Raw genomic sequence first — 24586 nt, 5'->3', positions numbered from 1 at the left:
CCGGAGCATGCTCCGGCCTTTTTACTTAGATAAACGGAACATACGGCACAATACCGCGAGAAATCCACATTAACGGACCGCTATCCTGCGGTTTGTCATCATTCGCTAACTCCAGCGAATCAAGGTCACCCTGGACATGGGTATTGTTAGCAATCCAGCTAATCATCCACATTTTCAGCCAGGGATAAGCCAGACCACAGGTAATTGAGGAACCCATTAATACTGCAAACATGCGCAGAAGCATACCGAACGTGGTAACGGACGAATGAAAACGAATTGTTCCATTTGCCAGCGTTAAATTATTCAGAAACAGATTGCGTAACGTGACATAGAGATAACTGGCAAACACAAGAATCGCAACAAAATAAAGGAAATAAGAAGCCGCAATCTGCGGGTAATATTGCAATACAAGCTCACTACCTGCCTTAGACTGCCCCAACATGGTCATCATCATTAACTGCTGGAATACTGGTGCAATCATAATACCAATCACAATGATGAAAGGAGCCATGGTTAATATTGCGAGTGTACATCCTTTAATGCATTCTTTTACGTTTACCTGAATAGAAAACTTATGAATGCCAAAAGTTGCATTGTTACCCAGCAATGGCATCCATTTACTATAGGTTATACCATTGACGACACCCAGCCCGATGGCAGAAAGCAAACTTAACGCGACTAAGTTAAAGAATAATCCTCCTATCGATGTCGTCACTTGCGCAATAAGATACAGTGCGAACCAAAAAGCTAACGCCAACAGTACAGGTAGACCTAACATGACCCACCATGCACGGAGCATCGAGCAGTTAAAGCCAAAGCGAATGCCATTCAGTGAGGTCATGTTCGCCTGATACTGTAGACTCTTCACTGCCATGCAAGGAATACCGCAGATCAAGAGAGCAAACAGGAGAAAGCCAAGAACAAAGTGTTGGCCTGAAAAACAAGAAATACTAAGAAGATAAACGACAAAAATAAGGAACATGCTAACGAAAATGGCACCACCTGTTCCCTTATAACTAAATGGTTGCCCCTTGAGTGTCACATGTTGATAAATATAACGACGGCATTTCACCAATGCCCACGGCCCATATATTCCAAGAGTAATAATTGTCAGTAAAAAATTCACAAGACAAATAAGAAAATACTCACCGCCTTTGCCTGTAAAAACAAATGCGTGACGAGAATTATCTTTCCCGACGTTTACACCATTCATGAATCATATCCCTAAAATAAATTCCATTCATATAGATAATAATTCCAGTAAGTTGATACTGGTACGCCTAGAATACGCTTTCTCAAAGAGATATATGCTTAATATTTTCTGATTTATCTTCTTCTTGCACCGCATTAGCGAGGGTGGTATTAAAGTGAGCTATAAATCATACATTTGAAATTGAGCTATGCTATGAATGTTGTCGCTTCTCCCGCGCTCCGTTTGCGCAAACTTACTGCCGCCGATAATCCCGCCATCGCCAGCGTCATCCGCCAGGTATCTGCAGAATACGGTCTTACCGCTGATAAAGGCTATACCGTCGCCGATCCGAATCTCGACGAACTGTATCAAGTGTACAGCCAGCCTGGTCATGCTTATTGGGTGGTTGAATACAATGGTGAAGTGGTCGGCGGCGGCGGGATTGCGCCATTAACAGGTAGTGAAGCGGACATTTGCGAACTGCAAAAGATGTACTTTCTCCCCGTCATTCGCGGTAAAGGGCTGGCAAAAAAACTGGCCTTAATGGCGATGGAGCAGGCGCGAGAAATGGGTTTCAAACGCTGCTATCTGGAAACGACCGCTTTTTTGAAAGAAGCGATTGGTTTGTATGAACATTTAGGTTTTCAACATATCGATTATGCACTTGGCTGTACGGGTCATGTCGATTGTGAAGTGCGGATGCTGCGCGAACTCTAAAAAAATGCCCGCTAGTGTGTGCTATCGGGCCTTTTAATCAATTAATTAGTGGCGAACGCCGTCATCGTCTTCGTCGACGTAATCTTCATCGTCGCCGTCTTCGCCATTAGGATCTTCAAAGTAAGTTCCCCAACCGTCGTATTCAACGTCGAATTTTTCTGCCAGGTTCATCAGTTGTTCAACCTGAGCGTCGATCAGATCGGCATTCAACGCGCATTCGCTGAGAATGTCACAGCAGATAACGATATCGCCATCTTCCACTTCCAGCTCTTCTGGATCGGTCACTTCGTAGCCGAGTTTAAATGCTTCAACCGCGGCTTTTTCCAGGGTTTCCAGATCGTCCGCGGACAGATGGTGTTCGATGGTGTACAGCGCGTCCGGATCGCTACCATCTTCCAGTAATTCTTCAATAATCAAACGGGTTTCTTCACGCTGTTCTTCGAGCTGTTCCGGGTTTGCCATGTCTTATTCCTCTTAATGTCCTGCTGATACTCTTATTGTCACACACCACTGACATTGCCTCCACCTTTGTGACAAAGTTTTATGCTTTAGGCTTGCAAATGAATATTCATACATATAAATTGAATTTTAATTCATTATGGCGTAAGCCACAGGAGGGATCTATGTCCGGGTTTTATCATAAGCATTTCCTGAAATTACTTGATTTCACGCCAGCTGAACTCAACACCTTGCTCCAGTTAGCCGCGAAACTAAAAGCAGATAAAAAAAACGGTAAAGAAGAAGCCAGACTCATCGGTAAAAACATCGCGCTCATCTTCGAAAAAGACTCGACTCGTACCCGATGCTCTTTCGAAGTTGCCGCATATGACCAGGGCGCTCGCGTCACTTATCTCGGCCCCAACGGCAGTCAGATTGGCCATAAAGAGTCAATTAAAGATACCGCCCGCGTGCTTGGCCGCATGTATGACGGTATTCAGTATCGCGGCTATGGTCAGGAGATTGTCGAAACACTGGCGGAATACGCTGAAGTCCCGGTATGGAACGGACTGACCAATGAGTTTCACCCCACGCAACTGCTGGCAGATCTGCTGACCATGCAAGAACACTTGCCGGGTAAAGCGTTCAATGAGATGACGCTGGTCTACGCCGGAGATGCCCGCAATAACATGGGCAACTCGATGCTGGAAGCGGCCGCGCTGACCGGCCTGGATTTGCGTCTGGTGGCGCCAAAAGCGTGCTGGCCGGAAGCCTCACTGGTTGCCGAATGCCGCGCTCTGGCGCAGCAAAATGGCGGGAATATTACGCTGACAGAAGATATCGCAGCAGGCGTTAAAGGTGCTGACTTTATCTATACCGATGTGTGGGTGTCGATGGGGGAAGCGAAAGAGAAATGGGCAGAACGTATTGCATTGCTGCGTGATTATCAGGTGAATAGCAAAATGATGCAGTTGACTGGTAATCCCGAAGTCAAATTCCTCCACTGCCTGCCCGCGTTTCATGACGACCAAACGACGTTAGGTAAAAAGATGGCCGAAGAATTTGGCCTGCACGGTGGGATGGAAGTGACGGATGAAGTCTTTGAATCTGCCGCCAGCATTGTTTTTGATCAGGCGGAAAACCGTATGCATACTATCAAAGCGGTGATGGTCGCGACGCTCGCCCAATAACGCCAGTACCGGAGGCGGCGTAACGTCGCCACCGGTATAACTCGCTTACGCCATCAGCATTTTCACAACCGCTTTGCGAACCTGAGCAGGCTCCCCCACTGCGCACAGCGGTTTGTGCACTTCACCCGGATAGAACACAATAAAGTCACCTTCATTGAGGATAACCGTTTTCTCCTCAACGCCTTCCGGCAAAAAGGCGATGTCTTTATCGGCTAACCAGTCAGTATCCGGCGTACCCGCAGGCTGCGTGCTAAAGGTCATTCCTTCCTGCCCTTTTAACACAATCTGAATGTCGAGATAGCGGGCATGGTACTCCGCACGACGCGCTTCATACGGCTCGGTCATATCTTCAGAGATAAGATAAAACAGACGGTTGCCTTCGATATCGTGCTTACCTTTTGGTGTTTCTGCCGTAACGTGCATTTTGATATGTTCAATAGCCTGGCGTAACTCTTCTGGCAACCACGGTTGGAGATTATGAATATTTCCGATGATCATCTTTTTCATTCCTCAATTAAAACAATGTTTCATTTCTCTCGTTATACGTAATTCCTTACTGCCATACCAGCATTTTTTGCCGTCCGATTGCGCCAGAGCATGTTCTTCTGTCCGCTTGCCATAAAAACAAATATTGTTAAAAATTCAATTTTAAAGCATATAAATTCACTACAATCGTTTACCTGGGTAATTTTTTGCATTAATCGCTTGATCACATTTTCTGCCTGAGTATAATGCCGGACAATTTGCCGGGAGGATGTATGGTTCAGTGTGTTCGACATTTTGTCTTACCGCGTCTGAAAAAAGACGCTGGCCTGCCGTTTTTCTTCCCGTTGTTCACCTATTCCCAGCCCCTCAATCGAGGGGCTTTTTTTTGCCCAGGCGTCAGGAGATAAACATGGCTAATCCGCTATATCAAAAACACATCATTTCCATAAATGACCTTAGTCGCGATGACCTTAATCTGGTGCTGGCGACAGCGGCGAAACTGAAAGCCAATCCGCAGCCAGAGCTTTTGAAGCATAAAGTGATCGCCAGCTGCTTCTTCGAAGCCTCTACGCGTACCCGCCTCTCTTTCGAAACCTCGATGCACCGCCTGGGCGCCAGCGTAGTGGGCTTCTCCGACAGCGCTAACACTTCACTGGGTAAAAAAGGCGAAACGCTGGCCGACACCATTTCGGTTATCAGCACTTACGTCGATGCGATTGTGATGCGCCATCCGCAGGAAGGTGCGGCGCGCCTGGCCACCGAGTTTTCCGGCAATGTACCAGTACTGAACGCGGGTGATGGCTCCAACCAACATCCAACCCAAACCTTGCTGGATCTGTTCACTATTCAGGAAACCCAGGGACGTCTCGACAATCTCCACGTTGCGATGGTCGGCGACCTGAAATATGGCCGTACCGTTCACTCCCTGACTCAGGCATTGGCGAAGTTCGATGGCAACCGTTTTTACTTCATCGCCCCGGATGCGCTGGCAATGCCGCAGTACATTCTGGATATGCTCGATGAAAAAGGTATCGCCTGGAGTCTGCATAGTTCCATTGAAGAAGTGATGGCGGAAGTGGACATTCTGTATATGACTCGCGTGCAAAAAGAGCGTCTGGACCCGTCCGAGTACGCCAACGTGAAAGCACAGTTTGTCCTGCGCGCCAGCGATCTCCACAACGCCAAAGCCAATATGAAAGTGCTGCATCCACTGCCACGCGTTGATGAGATTGCCACCGATGTGGATAAAACGCCGCACGCCTGGTACTTCCAGCAAGCAGGCAACGGGATTTTCGCTCGCCAGGCGTTACTGGCACTGGTTCTGAATCGCGATCTGGTACTGTAAGGGGAAATAGAGATGACACACGATAATAAATTGCAGGTTGAAGCTATCAAACGCGGCACGGTAATTGACCATATCCCCGCCCAGGTCGGTTTTAAGCTGTTGAGCTTGTTCAAGTTAACCGAAACCGATCAGCGCATCACCATCGGTCTGAACCTGCCTTCCGGAGAGATGGGCCGCAAGGATCTGATCAAAATCGAAAATACTTTTTTAAGTGAAGATCAGGTAGACCAACTGGCACTGTATGCACCGCAAGCCACTGTAAACCGTATCGACAACTATGACGTGGTCGGCAAATCGCGCCCCAGCCTGCCGGAACGTATTGATAATGTGCTGGTCTGCCCGAACAGCAACTGTATCAGCCATGCTGAACCGGTTTCTTCCAGCTTTGCCGTGAGAAAGCGCGCCAATGATATTGCGCTCAAATGCAAATATTGTGAAAAAGAGTTTTCCCATAATGTGGTGCTGGCCAATTAATTGCGGTTGGTAATAAATGTCTGGCTCCCTATAATGAGCCAGACTTTTTACCGCTGTAATAAAGGAGAAATCATGAGCAAAACTATCGCGACGGAAAATGCACCCGCAGCTATCGGTCCGTATGTTCAGGGCGTTGATCTGGGCAGTATGATCATCACCTCCGGTCAGATCCCGGTAAACCCGAAAACTGGCGAAGTACCGGCAGACGTAGCGGCACAAGCGCGTCAGTCTTTGGAAAACGTGAAAGCGATCGTGGAAGCGGCTGGTCTGAAAGTGGGCGATATCGTTAAAACCACCGTGTTTGTGAAAGACCTGAACGATTTCGCAACCGTAAACGCCACTTACGAAGCGTTCTTCACCGAGCACAATGCCACCTTCCCGGCACGTTCTTGCGTTGAAGTTGCACGTCTGCCGAAAGACGTGAAGATTGAGATCGAAGCGATCGCTGTTCGTCGCTAATCTCTTTCAAATAGATAATCCAGGTTTCGCGCCTGGATTATCTGATTCAACCACGGAGGGTTGAAGATGGCTAAAGCCCGCTTCACTGACGCACAAATTGCTGAAATTTTACAGCAGTCAAAAAAAGGTGCGCCTAATAAGGAACTATGTGAACACTATCAATTTAGTGTTAGTACGCTCCGGCGCTGGCAAGAACAGCACGCAGAAGGCGTAAGAAGTGAATTAAAAAAAATAGAATCCAAAGCGCAAATCGTCTTTCTCCTTTTCTTTGCTGTCTCCATTATACTCACCCTGATATTTGGTAAACCTACAGGTGGATGGGTAATACCACCTTTATTACTTTATTGTATTTATTATATTCGCCTGTATCGCAACATCTCCTCCAGACACATAAAAAAAGAAGATATCTATCTCTCTCGTTCTGTAAATAACAGCTATAGCGCCCTTTATAATTTGAGCTGGACGTTTATTTGTTTTTTTATTTTTGCAGTAATCTATTTTTTTGTGCAGATCTTTTCGTAGGAGACTGACCTGAAAAAGTATTTCAGATCAGTCTCATCACTGGCTTACTGCCAGCCGTAACGACGACTATAAACCCCTTTGACCAACTGCGTTAACGTCATATACCCTGCCAGAATCGCAACCAGCCACGGGAAGTAACTTAACGGCAGCGCCTGCAGTTGCAGATAGCCAGCCAGCGGTGAAAACGGCAACGCGATCCCCACGACCATCACAATCGCGGTCATCGCCATTAATGGCCACGACGCGCAACTCTGAATAAACGGCACACGGCGGGTGCGGATCATATGCACAATCAGCGTTTGCGACAGCAATCCCACCACAAACCAACCCGACTGGAACAGAGTTTGCGTTTCCGGCGTATTGGCATGAAATACCCACCACATCAGACAAAACGTCAGAATATCGAAGATCGAACTGATCGGTCCGAAGAAGATCATAAAGCGGCCAAGATCCGCCGGATTCCAACGCTGCGGCTTTTGAATTTGCTCGTCATCAACGTTATCAAACGGGATCGCTACCTGTGATACATCGTACAGTAAGTTCTGGATCAGTAAGTGTAATGGCAACATCGGCAGGAAGGGCAAGAAAGCACTCGCCACCAGCACGCTGAACACATTACCGAAGTTAGAACTCGCCGTCATTTTGATGTATTTCAGCATGTTAGCGAAAGTTCGGCGTCCTTCAATGACCCCATCTTCCAGTACCATCAGGCTTTTTTCCAGCAGAATGATATCAGCCGCTTCACGGGCTATATCTACCGCGCCGTCTACGGAAATACCGATATCGGCGGCACGTAACGCTGGTGCGTCATTAATACCATCTCCCATAAAGCCAACCACATGCCCTTCGCGCTTCAGTAAGGTCACAATACGTTCTTTATGCATCGGCGTCAGACGGGCAAACAACGTGGTACGCTGCGCGAGATTTGCCAGTTCGTCGTCTGATAGTGTTTCAATATCACTACCAATAACCACCTTTCCAGCGTCCAGTCCCACTTCATGGCACACCTTCGCCGCCACCAGTTCGCTATCGCCAGTGAGGATTTTTACGGTGATCCCACTCGCCTTTAACGCCAGCAGTGCCGGAGCCGTTGTCTCTTTTGGCGGATCGAGAAAAGCAATATATCCTTCGAGGATCAGGTCGGATTCATCCGCCCGTTGGTAATCCCCTTCACGCGCGGGCAGGTATTTCGTCGCCACCGCAACTACGCGCAGCCCCTGACGATTCAGCGTATCGGTTACCCGCTTAATCTTGCGCAGCATGGTGTCATCGAGCGGAATAATCGCGCCATGATGACGCACCTGCGAACACACATTGAGGATTTCCTGCAATGCACCTTTGCACACCAGTTGATGGTGTTCGGCATTTTCTGCCACGACCACCGACATCCGGCGACGCTCGAAATCAAAAGGAATTTCATCCACTTTCTGCCAACGGCTGGCCAGCAAACGCGCTGACTTTTCATCTATACCTTCCAGCACCGCCGTATCAAGCAGGTTTTTAAGTCCGGTCTGGTAATGACTGTTCAACCACGCGCTATGCAGCACGCGTTCGCTGGTTTTACCGGAGATATCGGTATGATTCTCCAGCACAATTTTATCTTGCGTCAGGGTGCCTGTTTTATCGGTGCACAGAATATCCATTGCACCAAAGTTCTGAATCGCATCCAGATGTTTGACGATCACTTTCTGTTTCGACAGTTTTACCGCACCACGCGCCAGCGTCGAGGTGACAATCATCGGCAACATTTCCGGCGTTAAGCCCACCGCTACCGAAAGCGCAAATAGTGCAGCTTCCCACCAGTCGCCTTTGGTGTAACCGTTGATGAACAGCACCACGGGCGCCATCACTAGCATAAAGCGAATCAGCAGCATACTGACGCGGCTGATCCCTTGCTGAAAAGCATTCGGTTCACTTTCCTGCTCGCTGACTCGTCCTGCCAGTTGACCAAACCAGGTGTTGGCGCCTGTGGCAATCACTATTGCTTGCGCCGTGCCGCTCACCACGGTGGTCCCCATATAACACAGGGTATCGCACTCCAGCGGATTGCTATGCTCTGGCTGGCGAGTGGTTGCTGTTTTTTCAACGGGCAGAGACTCACCGGTTAACGACGCCTGGGCGACGAACAGATCCCGCGCCTGCAAAATACGTAAATCTGCCGGGATCATATCTCCCGCTGCCAGTTTAATAATATCGCCAGGCACTAGCTGGTCGATGGGGATCTCCAGCCAGCCATTTTCGCCTTTGTCGTTAATTACGCGCAGCACTGTCACGGTATTACTAACCATCGCTTTCAGGGCATCTGCGGCTTTGGTGGAACGCGCTTCCTGAACGAAATTCAGCAACGTAGAAATGGCCACCATTAACGCGATAACGCCTGCGGCAAATAAATCTTCCGTGGCATAAGAAATACCGCCGAGGATGGTGAGCAAAATATTAAAGGGGTTGCGATAGCAGACCCACAAATGTACCCACCACGGCGACGGTTGTTGCGCAGGTAATTTATTTTCACCGTATTGTTCGCGGGCAGATTCCACTTCTACCTGATTCAACCCCTCCGGATGGGTGTCGAACGTTTTCCATAGTTCCTCTTCTGGCATCACCGCCATCTTCAGGCAATACGCGCTTAAGGAAGGCGGGATCGGTGCATTTACTGTCTGCTGCGCACCAGGCAGCGGATCGCGACGGATCAGACGGGAAGGTAAATGGCGAATTAGCCGGGTAAAAATTTCTTTAAACATAGAGAGTCCCTCCGCACCGTCTGGAACAGTGCAGAAATGTCTTCAGGCGTAGCAAAGCCTTACCTGACGGTAATAAATATGAGCAGGGACGTTAAAACGTCACGGCCTTACGCATCCGGTAACACCGTGAAAAGACAGGCTTACCGGAAAAGTTTTAATCTCCAACGGGGGAGAGGCGTGGGATCAGGTTCCATATAACCTCCGGTAAGTGAATAAATAGCGCCGCGAATCCAATAATATTCGTAGCATTTATGCCGATATAATACCTGTAAGCAACTAAACCAACGATAAACCAGACTTTACCCATTGCTGAATGCGTGGGTAAAGTTAGGCTCAAATAATTAAACGCAAATTACGGGACAACAGGATGCAAAATCGGCTGACCATCAAAGACATCGCTCGCTTAAGCGGCGTGGGGAAATCCACGGTTTCCCGAGTGCTGAATAACGAAAGCGGCGTGAGTCGGCACACGCGCGAGCGAGTTGAAGCCGTGATGAATCAGCATAGATTTTCCCCTTCCCGCTCTGCGCGCGCCATGCGTGGACAAAGCGATAAAGTTGTCGCCATTATCGTTACCCGTCTGGATTCGTTTTCAGAAAATCTCGCCGTTCAGACCATGCTGCCTGCATTCTATGAACAGGGTTACGACCCAATCATGATGGAAAGCCAGTTTTCCCCGCAATTAGTGGCCGAACATTTGGGGGTACTGAAACGTCGTAATATCGACGGCGTGGTACTGTTTGGTTTTACCGGCATAACAGAAGAAATGTTAGCCCCCTGGCAGTCATCGCTGGTTCTGCTGGCGCGTGACGCAAAAGGCTTTGCTTCGGTCTGTTATGACGACGAAGGGGCAATCAAAATCCTGATGCAACGGCTGTATGACCAGGGGCATCGCAATATCAGCTATCTCGGCGTACCGCACAGCGACGTGACTACCGGTAAGCGGCGTCACGAAGCCTACCAGGCGTTCTGCAAAGCACATAAGCTACATCCCGTCGCCGCCCTGCCTGGCCTCACCATGAAGCAAGGTTACGAGAATGTGGCAAAAGTAATTACCCCTGAAACCACCGCGTTACTGTGCGCAACCGACACACTGGCACTTGGCGCAAGTAAATACCTGCAAGAACAATGCATCGATACCTTACAACTGGCGAGTGTTGGTAATACGCCTTTGATGAAGTTTCTCCATCCGGAAATCATAACCGTTGATCCAGGCTACGCAGAAGCCGGACACCAGGCGGCCTGCCAGTTGATCGGGCAGGTAACCGGACGCAGTGAACCTCAACAAATCGTCATACCCGCGGCCCTTTCCTGAGTGTTTCCTTCTACCAGATTTATCCAAAGAGTGTTCAGAACACCACAGGTAACTTCTGATGCATAAATTGAAGAAGCCTCTCTACAACGCTGTGCCATGACATTACGGTCTTTTAAGGCTGTCTGGCGGTTTCAGAGATAATCCTCCTCCAGACCACGCTAAAGCGAGTATTTCCGGGGACTTACCGGGTAGTATATTGTTTTTGTTGATTTTATAACCAGAAAATCATTAAAAAATTTACACATCGCTCTAGCGCCCGCCATCCGTACTCTCTGCCTTTTACTTTGAGCTAAATCAAAAAAACCGCAAACATCCTTAATGCAAAGCACTATATATAGACTTTAAAATGCATCTGAACCCAATATGTTGTATCCATCGTCTAAACTTGCAACAAGATACATACCAACGAAGCCGACACAATTGTGGATAAAGCGAATTGGGATTGCCGTAAATCCCCGTAACAAGAGCTGAATAAACCGGGGCGCACTTCCCCACTTTCTGTGGATAACCTGTTCTTAAAAATATGGAGCGATCATGACACCGCATGTGATGAAACGAGACGGCTGCAAAGTGCCGTTTAAATCAGAGCGCATCAAAGAAGCTATTCTGCGTGCAGCTAAAGCAGCGGAAGTCGATGATGCAGATTATTGTGCCACTGTTGCCGCTATCGTCAGCGAGCAAATGCAGGGGCGTAACCAGGTAGATATCAACGAAATCCAGACCGCCGTTGAAAACCAGCTGATGTCTGGCCCGTACAAACAACTGGCCCGTGCATATATTGAGTACCGTCACGATCGCGACATTGAACGTGAAAAACGCGGTCGTCTGAACCAGGAGATCCGTGGTCTGGTCGAGCAGACTAATTCCTCGCTGCTCAATGAAAACGCGAATAAAGACAGTAAGGTCATTCCGACCCAGCGTGACCTGCTGGCCGGGATTGTTGCTAAACACTATGCACGTCAGCACCTGCTGCCGCGTGACGTGGTGCAGGCGCATGAACGTGGCGATATCCACTACCACGATCTCGATTACTCGCCGTTCTTCCCGATGTTCAACTGCATGTTGATCGACCTGAAAGGCATGCTGACGCAAGGCTTTAAGATGGGGAATGCCGAGATTGAACCGCCGAAGTCGATCTCTACAGCTACAGCAGTAACTGCGCAGATTATTGCTCAGGTCGCCAGCCATATTTATGGTGGCACCACCATTAACCGTATCGACGAAGTTCTGGCGCCGTTTGTCACCGCCAGCTACAACAAGCATCGTAAAACTGCGGAAGAGTGGAGCATCCCGGACGCCGAAGGCTACGCCAACTCTCGTACCATCAAAGAGTGCTACGACGCATTCCAGTCGCTGGAATATGAAGTAAATACCCTGCACACCGCTAACGGTCAGACGCCGTTTGTGACCTTTGGCTTTGGTCTGGGTACCAGCTGGGAATCGCGCCTGATTCAGGAATCTATCCTGCGTAACCGTATCGCGGGCTTGGGTAAAAACCGTAAAACCGCCGTGTTCCCGAAACTGGTGTTTGCAATTCGCGATGGCCTGAACCATAAAGTGGGCGATCCGAACTACGACATCAAACAGCTGGCGCTGGAGTGCGCGAGCAAACGCATGTATCCAGATATCCTGAACTACGATCAGGTAGTGAAAGTCACTGGCTCGTTTAAAACGCCAATGGGTTGCCGCAGCTTCCTCGGCGTGTGGGAAGACGAAAACGGTGAGCAGATCCACGATGGTCGTAACAACCTCGGCGTGATCAGCCTGAACCTGCCACGTATTGCGCTGGAAGCGAAAGGTGATGAAGCCACCTTCTGGAAGTTGCTGGATGAACGTCTGGTGCTGGCGCGTAAGGCGCTGATGACCCGTATCGCCCGTCTGGAAGGCGTGAAAGCGCGCGTAGCGCCGATCCTCTATATGGAAGGTGCTTGTGGCGTGCGTCTGAATGCTGACGACGACGTTTCTGAAATATTCAAAAACGGTCGTGCATCTATTTCGCTGGGCTACATCGGTATCCACGAAACCATTAACGCGCTGTTCGGCGGCGAGCATGTTTACGACAACGAGCAGCTTCGTGCGAAAGGAATTGCGATTGTTGAGCGTCTGCGTCAGGCGGTGGATCAGTGGAAAGAAGAAACCGGTTACGGTTTCAGCCTCTACAGTACGCCGAGTGAGAACCTGTGTGACCGCTTCTGCCGTCTCGATACCGCAGAGTTTGGCGTAGTGCCGGGCGTGACGGACAAAGGTTACTACACCAACAGTTTCCACCTCGATGTGGAGAAGAAGGTGAACCCGTACGACAAGATCGACTTTGAAGCGCCTTATCCCCCGCTGGCCAACGGTGGCTTCATTTGCTACGGCGAGTATCCAAACATTCAGCACAACCTGAAGGCGCTGGAAGATGTCTGGGATTACAGCTATCAGCATGTACCGTATTACGGCACCAACACGCCGATCGATGAATGCTACGAATGTGGCTTTACCGGCGAGTTTGAGTGCACCAGCAAAGGCTTCACCTGTCCGAAATGTGGTAACCATGACACCTCCCGTGTGTCGGTGACTCGCCGCGTGTGCGGATATTTAGGTAGCCCGGATGCGCGTCCGTTTAACGCCGGTAAGCAGGAAGAAGTTAAGCGCCGCGTTAAACATTTGGGAAATGGGCAGATCGGTTGATCTCCACGCTGCGTTAAGCAAATGCCGGATGCGACGCTAAAGCGTCTTATCCGGCCTACGTTCGGCAACGGCTGTAGGCTTTCACATATCACTCCGTTTTCGCAAAGCAATTGGCGTCAGGACAAGGCGGCAAACGAATGAACCCCAGGGAGCTTACGTCAAGTAAGTGACCTGGGTGAGTGAGAGCTGCCACCGCAGTCATGGCGTCAATTGAGAAGCGAAAATGAACTTTCATCAGTACTATCCTGTCGACATCGTCAACGGCCCCGGCACTCGTTGCACCCTGTTTGTCTCCGGGTGCGTTCATGAATGCCCCGGTTGCTATAACAAAAGCACCTGGCGGGTAAATTCCGGTCAGCCATTTACCAAAGAAATGGAAGACCAGATCATCAACGATCTGAACGACACCCGCATCAAACGCCAGGGCATTTCCCTTTCCGGCGGCGACCCGTTGCATCCGCAAAACGTGCCGGATATTCTGAAGCTGGTACAACGCATCCGCGCCGAGTGCCCTGGTAAGGATATCTGGGTGTGGACAGGCTATAAACTCGACGAACTCAACGCTGCGCAAATGCAGGTTGTTGATTTGATTAACGTGCTGGTCGACGGCAAATTTATGCAGGATTTAAAAGACCCTTCCCTGATCTGGCGCGGCAGCAGCAACCAGGTGGTGCACCATTTGCGGTAATCACTCTTCCAGCCGTTTATCCGCGTCTTCATAAACGGCTGAGTTCTCTCTCTTACCAATAGCTATCACCAACACGAACAACTCTTTATCATTGACCTGATAGACTAGGCGATATCCCATTGTGCGAAGCTTAATTTTGTAGCAGTCCGGCAAATCCCGCAGTTTAGCCGACTGATTGCACGGTCTTTTCAGCGCCCCTCAAGCTTTTTTTAAAATTGTTCCCGGGCTGTCACGCCCAGTTCTTGCCACTCTTTCAGTGCTCGCGGAGCAAAGGCCAGCTCATAGCTCATCCAGTCGGACCTTAATGGTCTCTTGTGAGTTGACCAGTCGTTCCCTGACAGTGCGTAACAAGGCTTCTTCACTGTCACTGACAGTAAGCGTTTTTACCGGCATTCGCCCATTTTCCGCAACGTACTGAAACAGCAGCCGTACGGCTTCAGTAGGCGTGATATTTAATTTTTCCAGCACCGCATAAGCCTCATTTTTCAGTTTGTCATCCAGGCGGACGTTAAGTGTGGCCATTATGCCTCCGGTAATTATGAAAAGTGTAATGCATAATAGCATTACATATGCATTACATTCATTTCTGGAAAACGCCTCGCAAAAATGTCGGTGACACGCAGGAATATGCTGTAGTGAAGATAGATTTTGCGGTGATTTTACGAAGGGAGAAGAGTGCGTTGGGCGGCGACGTTTCACCGCCCAATGAGGAATTAACGATACTTCTTGTGATATGAATTGCGGGTCGTTTTCAGTTGCTCTGCGGCGGCCTGTGCTTCTTTGACTTTACCTTCATTAGCCAGCTTCAGCGCATCGTCAATCTGGCCAACCAGAATGTCGAAACCGTGGCGGAAATCTTTCATTTCCGGGCTGTCTGGCGATTTGCCTTCCAGCTTCGGCGGCGTCGCTTTTTGCGCATCCAGCGCCACGGCGCGCATCTTCGTTAACGCGTCTTTGACTTGCGCCGCGTTATCCGCTTTTTCAACCACTTTTAAATTGTCGTTGAGGGTTTCCATATTGCTTTCCAGTTCCGCGGCAAACGACGCCGAACTGAATACCAACGAGGAGACTGCAAGAATAGCTAACAGGCTTTTACGCATTGCTCACTTCCTTCTTATTTACACTTCATCCTTCACACTGCCTCATCGACGGCTACGCTCATTCGCCCGAGTCACGTACTACGAGTACGCTCCCCGGCTCTCATTCACTTTCCGTCTCGATGCAGCGCGAATGATTTTGTGTAATTTTTTAGTTTATGGCGCGGCAGGTCGCGCCAGTTTTTTACTGCCCGGCGATTTTCATCTCCGGCAACAGTACAGAACCACACTGTATATTGCTGCGAGTTTCAATATCGTTACCGACGGTGACAATATTGCGCCACATATCTTTTAAATTACCTGCGATGGTGATTTCGCTAACCGGATACTGGATTTCGCCGTTTTCTACCCAGAAGCCCGCTGCACCACGGGAATAATCGCCGGTAATTGCACTCACGCCCTGGCCCATCAATTCTGTCACCACCAGTCCAGTGCCCATCTCTTTGAGCATTTGCTCGAAGCTTAGACCTTGTCCGGCAATGCGCCAGTTGTGAATACCGCCCGCGTGCCCGGTGCTTTTTAGTCCCAGCTTACGCGCCGAGTAGCTGGTCAACAGCCACTGAGTCAGGATGCCATCTTTAATAATGTCGCGACGTTCGGTACGCACACCTTCGCTGTCGAATGGCGTAGATGCCAGCCCTTTCAGCAGATGCGGATGTTCTTCAATAGTCAGCCAGTCCGGTAGAATTTGTTTACCCAGCGAATCGAGCAGGAAGGTGGATTTACGGTAAACCGCACCACCGGCAATCGCCCCCACCAGATGACCGAACAGCCCGGTTGCCACTTCATTGGCAAAAATTACCGGTGCTTTCATGGTGGAGAGTTTACGCGGTGACAGACGCGATAAAGTACGGCGAGCGCAGTCTGCGCCAACCCACTCCGGCGTTTGTAGATCGCTCATCGCACGGCCAATGGTGTAGGCGTAATCACGCTCCATATCGCCATTTTCTTCGGCAATCACACAGCTGGAGAGTGAATGACGCGTTGAGCAGTAGCCCTGCAGCATACCGTGGCTATTGCCGAAAACTTTGACGCCGTAATGGCTGTTAAAACTGCCGCCTTCGGTGTTGGTAATGCGTTTATCCGCCTGTAATGCCGCCTGTTCTGCGCGGGCCGCCAGTTCAATGGCTTCATCCGGGGAAACTTCCGCAGGGTGGAACAAGTCGAGATCCGGCGCGTCAAAGGCCAGCAGCTCTTTATCTGCCACGCCTGCATACGGATCTGGCGAAGTGTAACGCGCAATATCCAGCGCCGCCTGTACAGTGCGGGCAATGGCTTGCGGACTTAGATCGGTGGACGATGCACTACCTTTACGGTTCTGGTGATAAACGGTTATCCCCAGCGCACCATCGCTATTGAATTCGACATTCTCCACTTCGCCATATCGCGTGCTAACGCTAATGCCGGTGGTCTTGCTGACGGCAACTTCCGCACCATCCGATTTGCCTGAGGCCAACTCCAGCGCAGTCGAAACTGCTTCTTCCAGAATCTTGCGCTGCGCTTCAACTTGAGAGATTACTTTCATTGCAAGTGCCATAATGTAGAGAGTTTCTCTGAAGTCTAACAGAGAACCGTTTTTCAGTGCGCATCTTAACTGGTAACATTAGCCTCTTTTTTTAAGGAGCCTGACATGACTAAGCAGCCCGAAGACTGGCTCGACGACGTTCCCGGTGATGACATCGAAGACGAAGACGATGAAATTATCTGGGTCAGTAAAAGTGAAATTAAACGCGATGCCGAGGAGTTAAAACGCCTGGGTGCGGAAATTGTAGATTTGGGGAAAAACGCGCTGGATAAGATCCCGCTAGATGCGGATCTGCGCGCGGCTATCGAGCTCGCCCAACGTATTAAGATGGAAGGCCGCCGCCGCCAGTTGCAGCTTATCGGTAAGATGCTGCGCCAGCGCGATGTAGAGCCTATCCGTCAGGCGCTGGATAAGCTGAAAAACCGCCACAACCAGCAGGTGGTGTTGTTCCATAAACTGGAAAACCTGCGCGATCGTCTGATCGATCACGGTGATGATGCTATCGCTGAAGTATTGAACCTGTGGCCAGATGCCGATCGTCAGCAATTACGTGCTCTGATCCGCAACGCGAAGAAAGAAAAAGAAGGGAACAAGCCGCCGAAATCCGCGCGACAAATTTTCCAGTATCTGCGTGAGTTAGCGGAGAACGAAGGGTAATTTTCGTTGTTGATGTGTGTATGGTTTGCCGGATGCGGTGAATCTGTATGCCTGATACGACGCGTCAACGTCGCATCAGGCACTATGCTCAAATGCCGGATGCGGCGTAAACGCCTTATCCGGCCTACACAAGCATGCAAGGTGCAGAATTACTGCGCGGCTTCTGCCTTCTTCGCCAGACCATCCAGCAGTTTCTGATGAATACCACCAAAACCGCCGTTGCTCATCACCAGAATATGGTCGCCTGGCTGGGCGGTTTTCACCACCATGTCTGCCAGCGCATCAACATCTCCACTCCAGTGCGCAGGCTGAATACAGGCTTCTGCTACTTCTGCTACCTGCCACGGAATATGCGACGGTTGCAGCAGGAAGACTTCATCGGCACGACCTAATGACGGCGCCAAATCATCTTTGCAGACTCCCATCTTCATGGTGTTTGAGCGCGGCTCAAGCACGGCAATAATACGCGCCGTACCGCCAACTTTGCCGCGCAGCGCCGCCAGCGTTGCCAGAATTGCCGTTGGGTGATGGGCAAAATCGTCATACACCGTCACGCCGTTAGCTTCACCACGCAGTTCCAGGCGGCGACGGGCATTGATAAACAAACCCAGCGCGTTAGCGGCATCAGCCGGCGCGATGCCAACATGACGGGCCGCAGCAATCGCCATCAGACCGTTGTGCATATTATGTTCGCCCACCAGCGACCATTTCACTTCGCCCACTTTTTCGCCATCAAGCAAGACTTCCCATTCGGAAGCGTCAGTGGTCAGTTTTTTCGCCTGCCAGTGACCTTGCTCGCCCACCAGCTCCTGTTCACTCCAGCAGCCCATCGCCAGAGTCTGTTTCAGGTTGATGTCGTTTTCCGGCCAGATAATACGCCCCTGACCAGGAACAATACGCACCAGATGGTGGAATTGTTTCTGAATCGCTTTCAGGTCGTCGAAGATATCGGCGTGGTCGAACTCAAGGTTGTTGAGGATCAGCGTTCGCGGGCAGTAATGAACAAACTTAGAACGTTTGTCGAAGAAGGCGCAGTCATACTCGTCTGCTTCGATAACAAAGAAGTCGCTTTCGCCCAGGCGAGCAGAAACGTCAAAGTTCCCCGGAACGCCACCAATCACAAAACCTGGTTTATAGCCGCACTGTTCCAGAATCCAGGTCGCCATTCCCGCCGTGGTGGTTTTGCCGTGTGTACCGGCAACGGCCAGCACCCAGCGGTCGCGCAGCACAAAATCGTGCAACCACTGCGGACCTGACATATATGGAATGTTTTTTTCCAGTACCGCTTCCACACACGGATTTCCACGGGTCATGGCGTTGCCAATAATCACCAGATCCGGCTGAGGATCGAGCTGGCTGGCATCGTAACCCTGAATCAGTTCAATGCCTTGCTTCTCAAGTAAGGTGCTCATCGGCGGATACACATTGGCGTCCGAACCCGTTACTTCATGGCCCAACTGGCGCGCCAGAATCGCCAGACCGCCCATAAACGTGCCACAAATTCCTAATATATGAATGCGCATACGTCACTATCCTTTTTTAATCTACCGTTCATTTTACGCATATGTCGGGCAACAGAGAAACGCATTTCAGGATAATCCGTAATTTGCTGGCGCGATTCACCTGAGCGCAACATTAAGATTATTTGTTAAGATTGTTGCGGTCGCTTTACTCCATAAACATTGCAGGGAAAGTTTTATGAAAACGTTAGGTGAATTTATTGTCGAAAAGCAGCACGAGTTTTCTCATGCTACCGGTGAGCTCACTGCTTTGCTATCGGCAATAAAACTGGGCGCCAAGATTATCCATCGCGATATCAACAAAGCTGGACTGGTTGATATCCTGGGTGCCAGCGGTGCTGAGAACGTGCAGGGCGAGGTTCAACAAAAACTCGACTTGTTCGCTAATGAAAAACTGAAAGCCGCACTGAAAGCGCGCGATATTGTTGCGGGCATTGCATCCGAAGAAGAAGATGAGATTGTCGTTTTTGAAGGCTGTGAACACGCAAAATACGTTGTGCTGATGGATCCACTGGATGGCTCGTCCAACATCGATGTTAACGTCTCTGTCGGTACCATTTTCTCCATTTACCGCCGCGTTACACCGGTCGGCACGCCGGTAACGGAAGAAGATTTCCTCCAGCCTGGTAACAAACAGGTTGCTGCAGGTTACGTGGTATACGGCTCCTCTACCATGCTGGTGTACACCACGGGATGCGGTGTTCACGCCTTTACTTACGATCCTTCGCTCGGCGTTTTCTGCCTGTGCCAGGAACGGATGCGCTTCCCGGAGAAAGGCTCAACCTACTCCATCAACGAAGGAAACTACATTAAGTTCCCTAACGGGGTGAAGAAGTACATTAAATTCTGCCAGGAAGAAGATAAGTCCACCAATCGCCCGTATACCTCACGTTATATCGGCTCACTGGTCGCGGATTTCCACCGTAATCTGCTGAAAGGCGGTATTTATCTCTACCCAAGCACCGCCAGCCACCCGGACGGTAAACTGCGTTTGCTGTATGAGTGCAATCCGATGGCGTTCCTGGCGGAACAAGCGGGCGGTAAAGCGAGCGATGGCAAAGAGCGTATTCTGGATATCATCCCGGAAACCCTGCACCAGCGCCGTTCTTTCTTCGTCGGCAATGACCATATGGTTGAAGATGTCGAACGCTTTATCCGTGAGTTCCCGGACGCGTAATGGTTTAAAAACGCCGGATTGTTCCGGCGTTTTTGCGTTTTAATTAACAAAAGTTAATTTGACTCGTTTAGAGACACGGAAATAGGGAACCCAGATAGCCAGATGAATGATATTTTTCAGCACACCCCATGCGTCTGAAAGTTCAATTGTGGCATGAAGAAATTGTACTGCTCCCCAGATATCTGCAACATTCAATGCGAAGAGCGCCAGAAGAAGGGCAATATAGTAGTGCGGAAGTTGGCGTTTCTTATTAAAAAACAAAAAAGTCGTATAACTCACCAACAGAAATATCATGGCAAATCCGACCACTTCCAGATAAAGCAGAGTTCTGAGCGGCTCTTCCTGACTGCCCTGAGCAAGCCCCCATGTTCGTACAAAAGAATAAATACTCGAAATAATCACCAGCACTAAAGAAATAGCAGGTATATACAGCCAACCTCCAATCCCTGTAAGCTTTTTATCAGCACAACTTTTACAATAATCGTCAGGTGGTAAAACATCCACTCCACAACTTTTGCATGTTGTACTTAAATCCTCACCTTCCTTTGCCCACATAAAAATATCCTTTTATATCAGTAAATTTACTCTTTTATTGTATTTTCCGGGCTCACTCTTATTACTGGCGAACTCTGACGATTCTCCCACAGCACCGTTAACCCACGCTGTAACGCAATAAAAATAAACAGCAAAATGCCAATGGCGATTTTCGTCCACCATGAACTCAGTGTGCCGTCAAAGTTTATGTAAGTCTGAATGAGTCCCTGAATCGCCACGCCAAAAAGCGTCCCTAATACTGTCCCAACGCCGCCGCTTAAAAGTGTACCGCCAATCACCACGGAGGCGATAGCGTCCAGTTCCACACCTACGCCTGCCAGCGCGTATCCGGCCTGGGTGTAAATAGAGAAAACAATCCCCGCCAGGGTCGCCAACCCGGTGGAGAGCATATAAATGCGAATAGTAGTGCTGCGAGTAGAAATTCCCATCAGGTTTGCTGAAGTCGCGTTGCCGCCAATAGCGTATACCTGATTACCAAAGCGGGTACGGTGTGCGAGGAAAATACCGATAACCACCACCGCCAGCATCAGCAACCCCATCGCGCTTAAGCGACCACCGCCGGGGATTTTCCACGCAAGGCTTGAGAGCGTGTCATAAATGGGATGGTTAATAGGGATCGATTCTTCCGAAACGAGATAGCTAACGCCACGCAAAAAGAACATCCCCGCCAGGGTAATAATGAACGCGGGGATCTTCAGCGCGTCGATCAGAAGTCCCATAAATGCACCGAAGGCACATCCCATCACCAGTACCAGCGGAAACGCCAACAGCGGCGAGAGGCCAAAGTCGCCAATCACTTTTGCCAAAAATACGCCGGTAAAAGCGATCACCGAACCGACGGAGAGATCGATCCCACCGGAGAGGATCACAAAGGTCATGCCGACGGCGATAATCCCCAGAAAAGCGTTATCGGTCAGAATATTGCAGATCACCCGCGTGGAGGCAAAACCGGGAAACTGTGTCAGGCAGTAGAGATAGCCCAGCACAAAGACGCCGATGGTGATCATCAGTGGCAAGTTACGTTTTATCACGACTACGTACTCCTTTAATCAGACTGATAAAGCGTTGCGACTGAACAATCAGCACACAAAGCACCACCACCGCTTTCACGACCTGGTTCATCTCTGGCGGAAAGCCCGAGAGTAAAATCCCGGTGTTCATTCCCTGAATGATCAGCGCCCCTACCACTGAGAGCAGCAAGTTAAAGCGCCCGCCCATCAACGATCCTCCGCCGATCACCACTGCGAGAATGGCGTCCAGCTCCAGCCATAACCCGGCGTTATTGGCGTCGGCACCGCGAATATCTGCCGCCACGATAATGCCCGCGATCGCCGCACACAATCCGCTCAACATGTAGGTGAGCATGACGATGATTCGTGTGTTTACGCCGGCATTTTTTGCCGCCCGAATATTGATACCAACGGCTTCGATAAACATTCCCAGCGCTGTTTTGCGGGTCAACAACCAGAAGAAGAATAACGTCAGTACAGCGATAATGACTGGTGTTGGAAAGAACAACAGCGATCCGCTGCCGAACCACGAGAGATCCGGCGAGTTGAAGGTGACGATCTGCCCGGAGGTGATCAATTGCGCAACACCACGTCCGGCGACCATCAGGATTAAAGTGGCGACAAACGGCTGAATTTTGAGGATCGCTACCAGAATGCCGTTCCACATTCCGGCCAGAATGCCAGTACCTAACGCACTAAGCAGCACAATCGGTACGCTAAATCCCGCTATCGTCATCGCGGCAGTTGTTGCTCCGGCGATAGCCATTACCGCCCCCACGGAGAGATCTATACCGCCGGTGGCGATCACCAGTGTCATGCCAATCGCCAGTAGCGCAACCGGGGCGGCGCGATTGAGAATATCAATGGGGCTACCGAACAAGCGGCCATCCTGAAGCACTACCTGCCAGAAATGCGGTGCCACCAGACTGTCGACCACTAGCACCAGCAACAGCGCCAGCAACTGCGGCATCCCCGTCGGCCAGCGAAAGCGCTTTTTCGACGACGCGGTGTCCGGGAGAGATTGAGGCATCACACTGTTCTCCTTACGCCGCAATGGCGTTCATGATCGCCGGAACGGAAAGCTCTGCCAGCGGGATCTCCGCTACCTGTTTGCGATCGCGCATGATAATCACCCGATCGGCATAACCCACCAGTTCTTCCAGTTCGGAAGAGATCACCAGCAGTGCCAGGCCATCGGCACACAGCGTTTCAATCAAGCGAATGATCTCGGCATGGGCGCCAACGTCAATGCCCCGCGTAGGTTCGTCGAGGATCAGAAATTGTGGGCGAGTCAGCAACCAGCGTGAGAGCAACACTTTTTGCTGATTACCGCCGGAGAGAAACTCAATCGGTTGTTCAGTGGAAGGGGTGCGAATGCCAAGCTGGCGGATAAAGCGCTCGGCAATCTCTTGCTGTTCTTTACGGGAAATCGGCCGCAGCCAGCCACGCTGGGCCTGGAGGGCAAGAATGATATTTTCCCGCACCGAAGCGGCGGCAATGATGCCATCAGTTTTCCTGTCTTCCGGGCAAAAGCCGATGCCAAGTACCGAAGCCTGATGTGGCGATCGTAGCGTTTGTGGTTTGCCTTTGATCAGCGCCGTGCCGCTATCGGCAGGTTTGATACCGAAGATCACTTCAGCCGTTTCTGTCCGCCCTGATCCCAGCAAACCTGCCAGCCCGACGATCTCACCGGGGCGTACTTCCAGATCAAACGGCGCAATCGTTCCTTTCTTGCCGTAATTTTTAAACGCTGCAACGGGATTGTCACTAAGCAATGTTCTTCCGGCACGCTGTAGCGCGTGAGTGTCCAGTTCGCGCCCCAGCATCATTTTTACCAGTTCGATCTGCGGTAGCTCGCGAGTTTCCCGACAGCCTACAAAACTGCCGTTGCGTAAGACGGTAATCCGATCGCTGACCTGATAAACCTGATCGAGAAAGTGAGTGACGAAGATCAAGCTGACACCGCGATCGCGAAGCTGGCGCATCAGGCCAAATAGCAGATCCACTTCCTGGGTGTCCAGGCTGGCAGTAGGTTCATCGAGGATCAGCACTTTGGCGGAGAGATCAATGGCCCGGCAAATGGCGACGATTTGCTGCATCGCGACTGAAAAGCGGTTAAGTGGTTCGCGCACGTCGAGAGAGAAACCATACGAAGCCATCAGTTCGGTAGCGCGCTTTTCCATCTCTTTACGTCGTAGCAGGCCGAAACGTTTAGGTTCGCGGCCTATGAATAGATTATCAGCAACCGACATGTTGGGTAACAGGTTGACTTCCTGATAGACGGTGCCGATGCCTAGCTGCTGTGCGTGGGCGGTGTTTTTCGGTGAGATGGCCTGACCTTCCAGCCAGATAGTACCGCGATCGGCGTGGTAGACACCGGTAAGTGCTTTAATCAGCGTCGATTTACCGGCACCATTTTCGCCGAGCAGCGCCATGATTTCGCCACGGCGCAGGCTGAAATCCACGTTATCTAACGCTTTGACGCCGGGGAAAAATTTGCTTAATCCTTCGGTGCGGAGGATTTCCTGGTGTTGGTCGGTAGTCATGGTTTCCCCCAGTGTTAAGCGTGCTCCTGCCAGGCCTGATAAGACGCGCCAGCGTCGCATCAGGCATCAGTGCACAATCGCCGGATGCGGCGTAAACGCCTTATCCGGCCTACACAAATCAGCATCGGTTTGTAGGCCTGATAAGACGCGCCAGCGTCACATCAGGCATCAGTGCACAATCGCCGGATGCGGCGTAAACGCCTTATCCGGCCTACACAAATCAGCATCGGTTTGTAGGCCTGATAAGACGCGCCAGCGT

At 50.4% G+C, this 24586-nt stretch carries 25 protein-coding genes and 1 pseudogene; 12 read left to right on the top strand and 14 right to left on the bottom strand.

Annotated features, from left to right (window positions below; genetic code table 11):
- Positions 1–25: 25 nt before the first annotated feature.
- Positions 26–1213, bottom strand: coding sequence for a YjgN family protein (locus tag A9180_RS19585; RefSeq protein WP_064530214.1), 1188 nt, complete (start codon positions 1211–1213; stop codon positions 26–28).
- Positions 1214–1405: 192 nt separating this feature from the next.
- Here A9180_RS19585 and A9180_RS19580 point away from each other — a divergent pair, with 192 nt between their 5' ends.
- Positions 1406–1909 (top strand): GNAT family N-acetyltransferase, encoded by a 504-nt coding sequence (locus tag A9180_RS19580; RefSeq protein ID WP_064530213.1) that lies wholly within the window; start codon positions 1406–1408, stop codon positions 1907–1909.
- 45 nt (positions 1910–1954) lie between these two features.
- On the opposite strand, the gene rraB is transcribed toward A9180_RS19580, so the two are convergent.
- Complete coding sequence (rraB, locus tag A9180_RS19575; RefSeq protein ID WP_000002947.1) at positions 1955–2371, bottom strand: ribonuclease E inhibitor RraB; 417 nt, start codon at positions 2369–2371, stop codon at positions 1955–1957.
- A gap of 161 nt (positions 2372–2532) precedes the next feature.
- On the opposite strand from rraB, the gene argF reads away from it, so the two are divergent.
- Entirely contained in the window at positions 2533–3537 is a 1005-nt protein-coding gene (gene argF / locus A9180_RS19570; protein WP_064530212.1) for an ornithine carbamoyltransferase, read from the top strand.
- A 45-nt stretch (positions 3538–3582) separates the two neighbouring features.
- On the opposite strand, the gene tabA is transcribed toward argF, so the two are convergent.
- Positions 3583–4035: a toxin-antitoxin biofilm protein TabA gene (gene tabA, locus A9180_RS19565; protein ID WP_064530211.1), complete on the bottom strand. Its 453-nt coding sequence runs from the start codon at positions 4033–4035 to the stop codon at positions 3583–3585.
- 260 nt (positions 4036–4295) lie between these two features.
- On the opposite strand from tabA, the gene pyrL reads away from it, so the two are divergent.
- The 5 genes from pyrL (at position 4296) to A9180_RS19540 (ending at position 6823) form a co-directional block, all read left to right on the top strand.
- Positions 4296–4430, top strand: a complete 135-nt coding sequence (pyrL, locus tag A9180_RS19560; RefSeq protein ID WP_032341226.1) for a pyr operon leader peptide — start codon at positions 4296–4298, stop codon at positions 4428–4430.
- 2 nt (positions 4431–4432) lie between these two features.
- Entirely contained in the window at positions 4433–5368 is a 936-nt protein-coding gene (pyrB, locus tag A9180_RS19555) for an aspartate carbamoyltransferase (RefSeq protein WP_000013046.1), read from the top strand.
- Between the two features lie 12 nt (positions 5369–5380).
- Positions 5381–5842, top strand: a complete 462-nt coding sequence (pyrI, locus tag A9180_RS19550) for an aspartate carbamoyltransferase regulatory subunit (RefSeq protein WP_064530210.1) — start codon at positions 5381–5383, stop codon at positions 5840–5842.
- Between the two features lie 72 nt (positions 5843–5914).
- Entirely contained in the window at positions 5915–6301 is a 387-nt protein-coding gene (locus tag A9180_RS19545; protein WP_064530209.1) for an enamine/imine deaminase, read from the top strand.
- A 66-nt stretch (positions 6302–6367) separates the two neighbouring features.
- Positions 6368–6823 carry a transposase gene (locus tag A9180_RS19540; RefSeq protein WP_064530208.1) on the top strand — a complete coding sequence of 152 codons (456 nt, stop codon included), beginning with the start codon at positions 6368–6370 and terminating at the stop codon, positions 6821–6823.
- 44 nt (positions 6824–6867) lie between these two features.
- On the opposite strand, the gene mgtA is transcribed toward A9180_RS19540, so the two are convergent.
- Together mgtA and mgtL are read right to left on the bottom strand one after the other, a co-directional pair.
- Entirely contained in the window at positions 6868–9564 is a 2697-nt protein-coding gene (gene mgtA / locus A9180_RS19535; RefSeq protein WP_064530207.1) for a magnesium-translocating P-type ATPase, read from the bottom strand.
- A gap of 140 nt (positions 9565–9704) precedes the next feature.
- Positions 9705–9758 (bottom strand): mgtA regulatory leader peptide MgtL, encoded by a 54-nt coding sequence (gene mgtL / locus A9180_RS24430; RefSeq protein WP_100207247.1) that lies wholly within the window; start codon positions 9756–9758, stop codon positions 9705–9707.
- 173 nt (positions 9759–9931) lie between these two features.
- On the opposite strand from mgtL, the gene treR reads away from it, so the two are divergent.
- From treR to nrdG, 3 genes are all read left to right on the top strand, one after another.
- Positions 9932–10879 carry a trehalose operon repressor TreR gene (treR, locus tag A9180_RS19530; RefSeq protein WP_064530206.1) on the top strand — a complete coding sequence of 316 codons (948 nt, stop codon included), beginning with the start codon at positions 9932–9934 and terminating at the stop codon, positions 10877–10879.
- 534 nt (positions 10880–11413) lie between these two features.
- The gene (nrdD, locus tag A9180_RS19520) at positions 11414–13552 is read left to right on the top strand and encodes an anaerobic ribonucleoside-triphosphate reductase (protein WP_064530205.1); all 2139 of its coding nucleotides are present in this window, start codon (positions 11414–11416) and stop codon (positions 13550–13552) included.
- Between the two features lie 223 nt (positions 13553–13775).
- Entirely contained in the window at positions 13776–14240 is a 465-nt protein-coding gene (gene nrdG, locus A9180_RS19515) for an anaerobic ribonucleoside-triphosphate reductase-activating protein (protein WP_064530204.1), read from the top strand.
- Here nrdG and A9180_RS19510 read toward each other — a convergent pair.
- The 4 genes and pseudogenes from A9180_RS19510 to pmbA form a co-directional block, all read right to left on the bottom strand.
- Positions 14241–14530: pseudogene (locus A9180_RS19510) on the bottom strand (type II toxin-antitoxin system RelE family toxin).
- Complete coding sequence (locus A9180_RS19505) at positions 14520–14762, bottom strand: type II toxin-antitoxin system RelB/DinJ family antitoxin (RefSeq protein WP_064530203.1); 243 nt, start codon at positions 14760–14762, stop codon at positions 14520–14522. Before A9180_RS19505 ends, A9180_RS19510 begins: the two are co-directional and overlap by 11 nt.
- Positions 14763–14953: 191 nt before the next feature.
- A complete protein-coding gene (gene cybC, locus A9180_RS19500) occupies positions 14954–15340 on the bottom strand; it encodes a cytochrome b562 (RefSeq protein WP_064530202.1) in 387 nt (128 codons plus the stop codon).
- A 181-nt stretch (positions 15341–15521) separates the two neighbouring features.
- The gene (gene pmbA / locus A9180_RS19495) at positions 15522–16874 is read right to left on the bottom strand and encodes a metalloprotease PmbA (RefSeq protein WP_001162191.1); all 1353 of its coding nucleotides are present in this window, start codon (positions 16872–16874) and stop codon (positions 15522–15524) included.
- Between the two features lie 93 nt (positions 16875–16967).
- Between pmbA and yjgA the strand changes: the two genes are divergently transcribed.
- Positions 16968–17519 carry a ribosome biogenesis factor YjgA gene (yjgA, locus tag A9180_RS19490; protein ID WP_000166266.1) on the top strand — a complete coding sequence of 184 codons (552 nt, stop codon included), beginning with the start codon at positions 16968–16970 and terminating at the stop codon, positions 17517–17519.
- A gap of 149 nt (positions 17520–17668) precedes the next feature.
- Here the strand turns inward: yjgA and mpl are convergent, their stop codons facing one another.
- On the bottom strand, positions 17669–19042 hold the full coding sequence (gene mpl, locus A9180_RS19485; RefSeq protein WP_064530201.1) for a UDP-N-acetylmuramate:L-alanyl-gamma-D-glutamyl-meso-diaminopimelate ligase: 1374 nt from the start codon (positions 19040–19042) through the stop codon (positions 17669–17671).
- Positions 19043–19217: 175 nt separating this feature from the next.
- Here mpl and fbp point away from each other — a divergent pair, with 175 nt between their 5' ends.
- Positions 19218–20216: a class 1 fructose-bisphosphatase gene (fbp, locus tag A9180_RS19480; RefSeq protein WP_064530200.1), complete on the top strand. Its 999-nt coding sequence runs from the start codon at positions 19218–19220 to the stop codon at positions 20214–20216.
- Positions 20217–20255: 39 nt separating this feature from the next.
- Here the strand turns inward: fbp and A9180_RS19475 are convergent, their stop codons facing one another.
- Genes A9180_RS19475 through ytfR form a run of 4 tightly spaced genes read right to left on the bottom strand, consistent with a single transcriptional unit; the run spans position 20256 to position 24327 of the window.
- Complete coding sequence (locus A9180_RS19475) at positions 20256–20771, bottom strand: DUF2569 domain-containing protein (protein WP_064530199.1); 516 nt, start codon at positions 20769–20771, stop codon at positions 20256–20258.
- 26 nt (positions 20772–20797) lie between these two features.
- Complete coding sequence (yjfF, locus tag A9180_RS19470) at positions 20798–21802, bottom strand: galactofuranose ABC transporter, permease protein YjfF (protein ID WP_064530198.1); 1005 nt, start codon at positions 21800–21802, stop codon at positions 20798–20800.
- Positions 21789–22811 carry a galactofuranose ABC transporter, ATP-binding protein YtfT gene (ytfT, locus tag A9180_RS19465; protein WP_064530197.1) on the bottom strand — a complete coding sequence of 341 codons (1023 nt, stop codon included), beginning with the start codon at positions 22809–22811 and terminating at the stop codon, positions 21789–21791. Before ytfT ends, yjfF begins: the two co-directional genes overlap by 14 nt.
- Positions 22812–22824: 13 nt before the next feature.
- The gene (gene ytfR / locus A9180_RS19460; RefSeq protein WP_064530196.1) at positions 22825–24327 is read right to left on the bottom strand and encodes a galactofuranose ABC transporter, ATP-binding protein YtfR; all 1503 of its coding nucleotides are present in this window, start codon (positions 24325–24327) and stop codon (positions 22825–22827) included.
- Positions 24328–24586 lie beyond the last annotated feature (259 nt).

Source organism: Escherichia sp. B1147 (assembly GCF_001660175.1).
Taxonomy (GTDB): Bacteria; Pseudomonadota; Gammaproteobacteria; order Enterobacterales; family Enterobacteriaceae; genus Escherichia; species Escherichia whittamii.
Note: the sequence above shows the minus strand (reverse complement) of the source record. Positions and strands in the feature narration are given on the sequence as shown.

Bases quoted from the DNA above. Each gene is read 5' to 3' on its own strand.
- A9180_RS19545 (WP_064530209.1), top strand. From the start codon at position 5,915: ATGAGCAAAACTATCGCGACGGAAAATGCACCCGCAGCTATCGGTCCG.
- argF (WP_064530212.1), top strand. From the start codon at position 2,533: ATGTCCGGGTTTTATCATAAGCATTTCCTGAAATTACTTGATTTCACG.
- pmbA (WP_001162191.1), bottom strand. From the start codon at position 16,874: ATGGCACTTGCAATGAAAGTAATCTCTCAAGTTGAAGCGCAGCGCAAG.
- cybC (WP_064530202.1), bottom strand. From the start codon at position 15,340: ATGCGTAAAAGCCTGTTAGCTATTCTTGCAGTCTCCTCGTTGGTATTC.
- A9180_RS19475 (WP_064530199.1), bottom strand. From the start codon at position 20,771: ATGTGGGCAAAGGAAGGTGAGGATTTAAGTACAACATGCAAAAGTTGT.
- nrdG (WP_064530204.1), top strand. From the start codon at position 13,776: ATGAACTTTCATCAGTACTATCCTGTCGACATCGTCAACGGCCCCGGC.
- fbp (WP_064530200.1), top strand. From the start codon at position 19,218: ATGAAAACGTTAGGTGAATTTATTGTCGAAAAGCAGCACGAGTTTTCT.
- mgtA (WP_064530207.1), bottom strand. From the start codon at position 9,564: ATGTTTAAAGAAATTTTTACCCGGCTAATTCGCCATTTACCTTCCCGT.
- yjgA (WP_000166266.1), top strand. From the start codon at position 16,968: ATGACTAAGCAGCCCGAAGACTGGCTCGACGACGTTCCCGGTGATGAC.
- pyrB (WP_000013046.1), top strand. From the start codon at position 4,433: ATGGCTAATCCGCTATATCAAAAACACATCATTTCCATAAATGACCTT.
- A9180_RS19585 (WP_064530214.1), bottom strand. From the start codon at position 1,213: ATGAATGGTGTAAACGTCGGGAAAGATAATTCTCGTCACGCATTTGTT.
- tabA (WP_064530211.1), bottom strand. From the start codon at position 4,035: ATGATCATCGGAAATATTCATAATCTCCAACCGTGGTTGCCAGAAGAG.
- pyrI (WP_064530210.1), top strand. From the start codon at position 5,381: ATGACACACGATAATAAATTGCAGGTTGAAGCTATCAAACGCGGCACG.
- mpl (WP_064530201.1), bottom strand. From the start codon at position 19,042: ATGCGCATTCATATATTAGGAATTTGTGGCACGTTTATGGGCGGTCTG.
- nrdD (WP_064530205.1), top strand. From the start codon at position 11,414: ATGACACCGCATGTGATGAAACGAGACGGCTGCAAAGTGCCGTTTAAA.
- A9180_RS19540 (WP_064530208.1), top strand. From the start codon at position 6,368: ATGGCTAAAGCCCGCTTCACTGACGCACAAATTGCTGAAATTTTACAG.
- A9180_RS19580 (WP_064530213.1), top strand. From the start codon at position 1,406: ATGAATGTTGTCGCTTCTCCCGCGCTCCGTTTGCGCAAACTTACTGCC.
- pyrL (WP_032341226.1), top strand. From the start codon at position 4,296: ATGGTTCAGTGTGTTCGACATTTTGTCTTACCGCGTCTGAAAAAAGAC.
- rraB (WP_000002947.1), bottom strand. From the start codon at position 2,371: ATGGCAAACCCGGAACAGCTCGAAGAACAGCGTGAAGAAACCCGTTTG.
- A9180_RS19505 (WP_064530203.1), bottom strand. From the start codon at position 14,762: ATGGCCACACTTAACGTCCGCCTGGATGACAAACTGAAAAATGAGGCT.
- treR (WP_064530206.1), top strand. From the start codon at position 9,932: ATGCAAAATCGGCTGACCATCAAAGACATCGCTCGCTTAAGCGGCGTG.
- ytfT (WP_064530197.1), bottom strand. From the start codon at position 22,811: ATGCCTCAATCTCTCCCGGACACCGCGTCGTCGAAAAAGCGCTTTCGC.
- ytfR (WP_064530196.1), bottom strand. From the start codon at position 24,327: ATGACTACCGACCAACACCAGGAAATCCTCCGCACCGAAGGATTAAGC.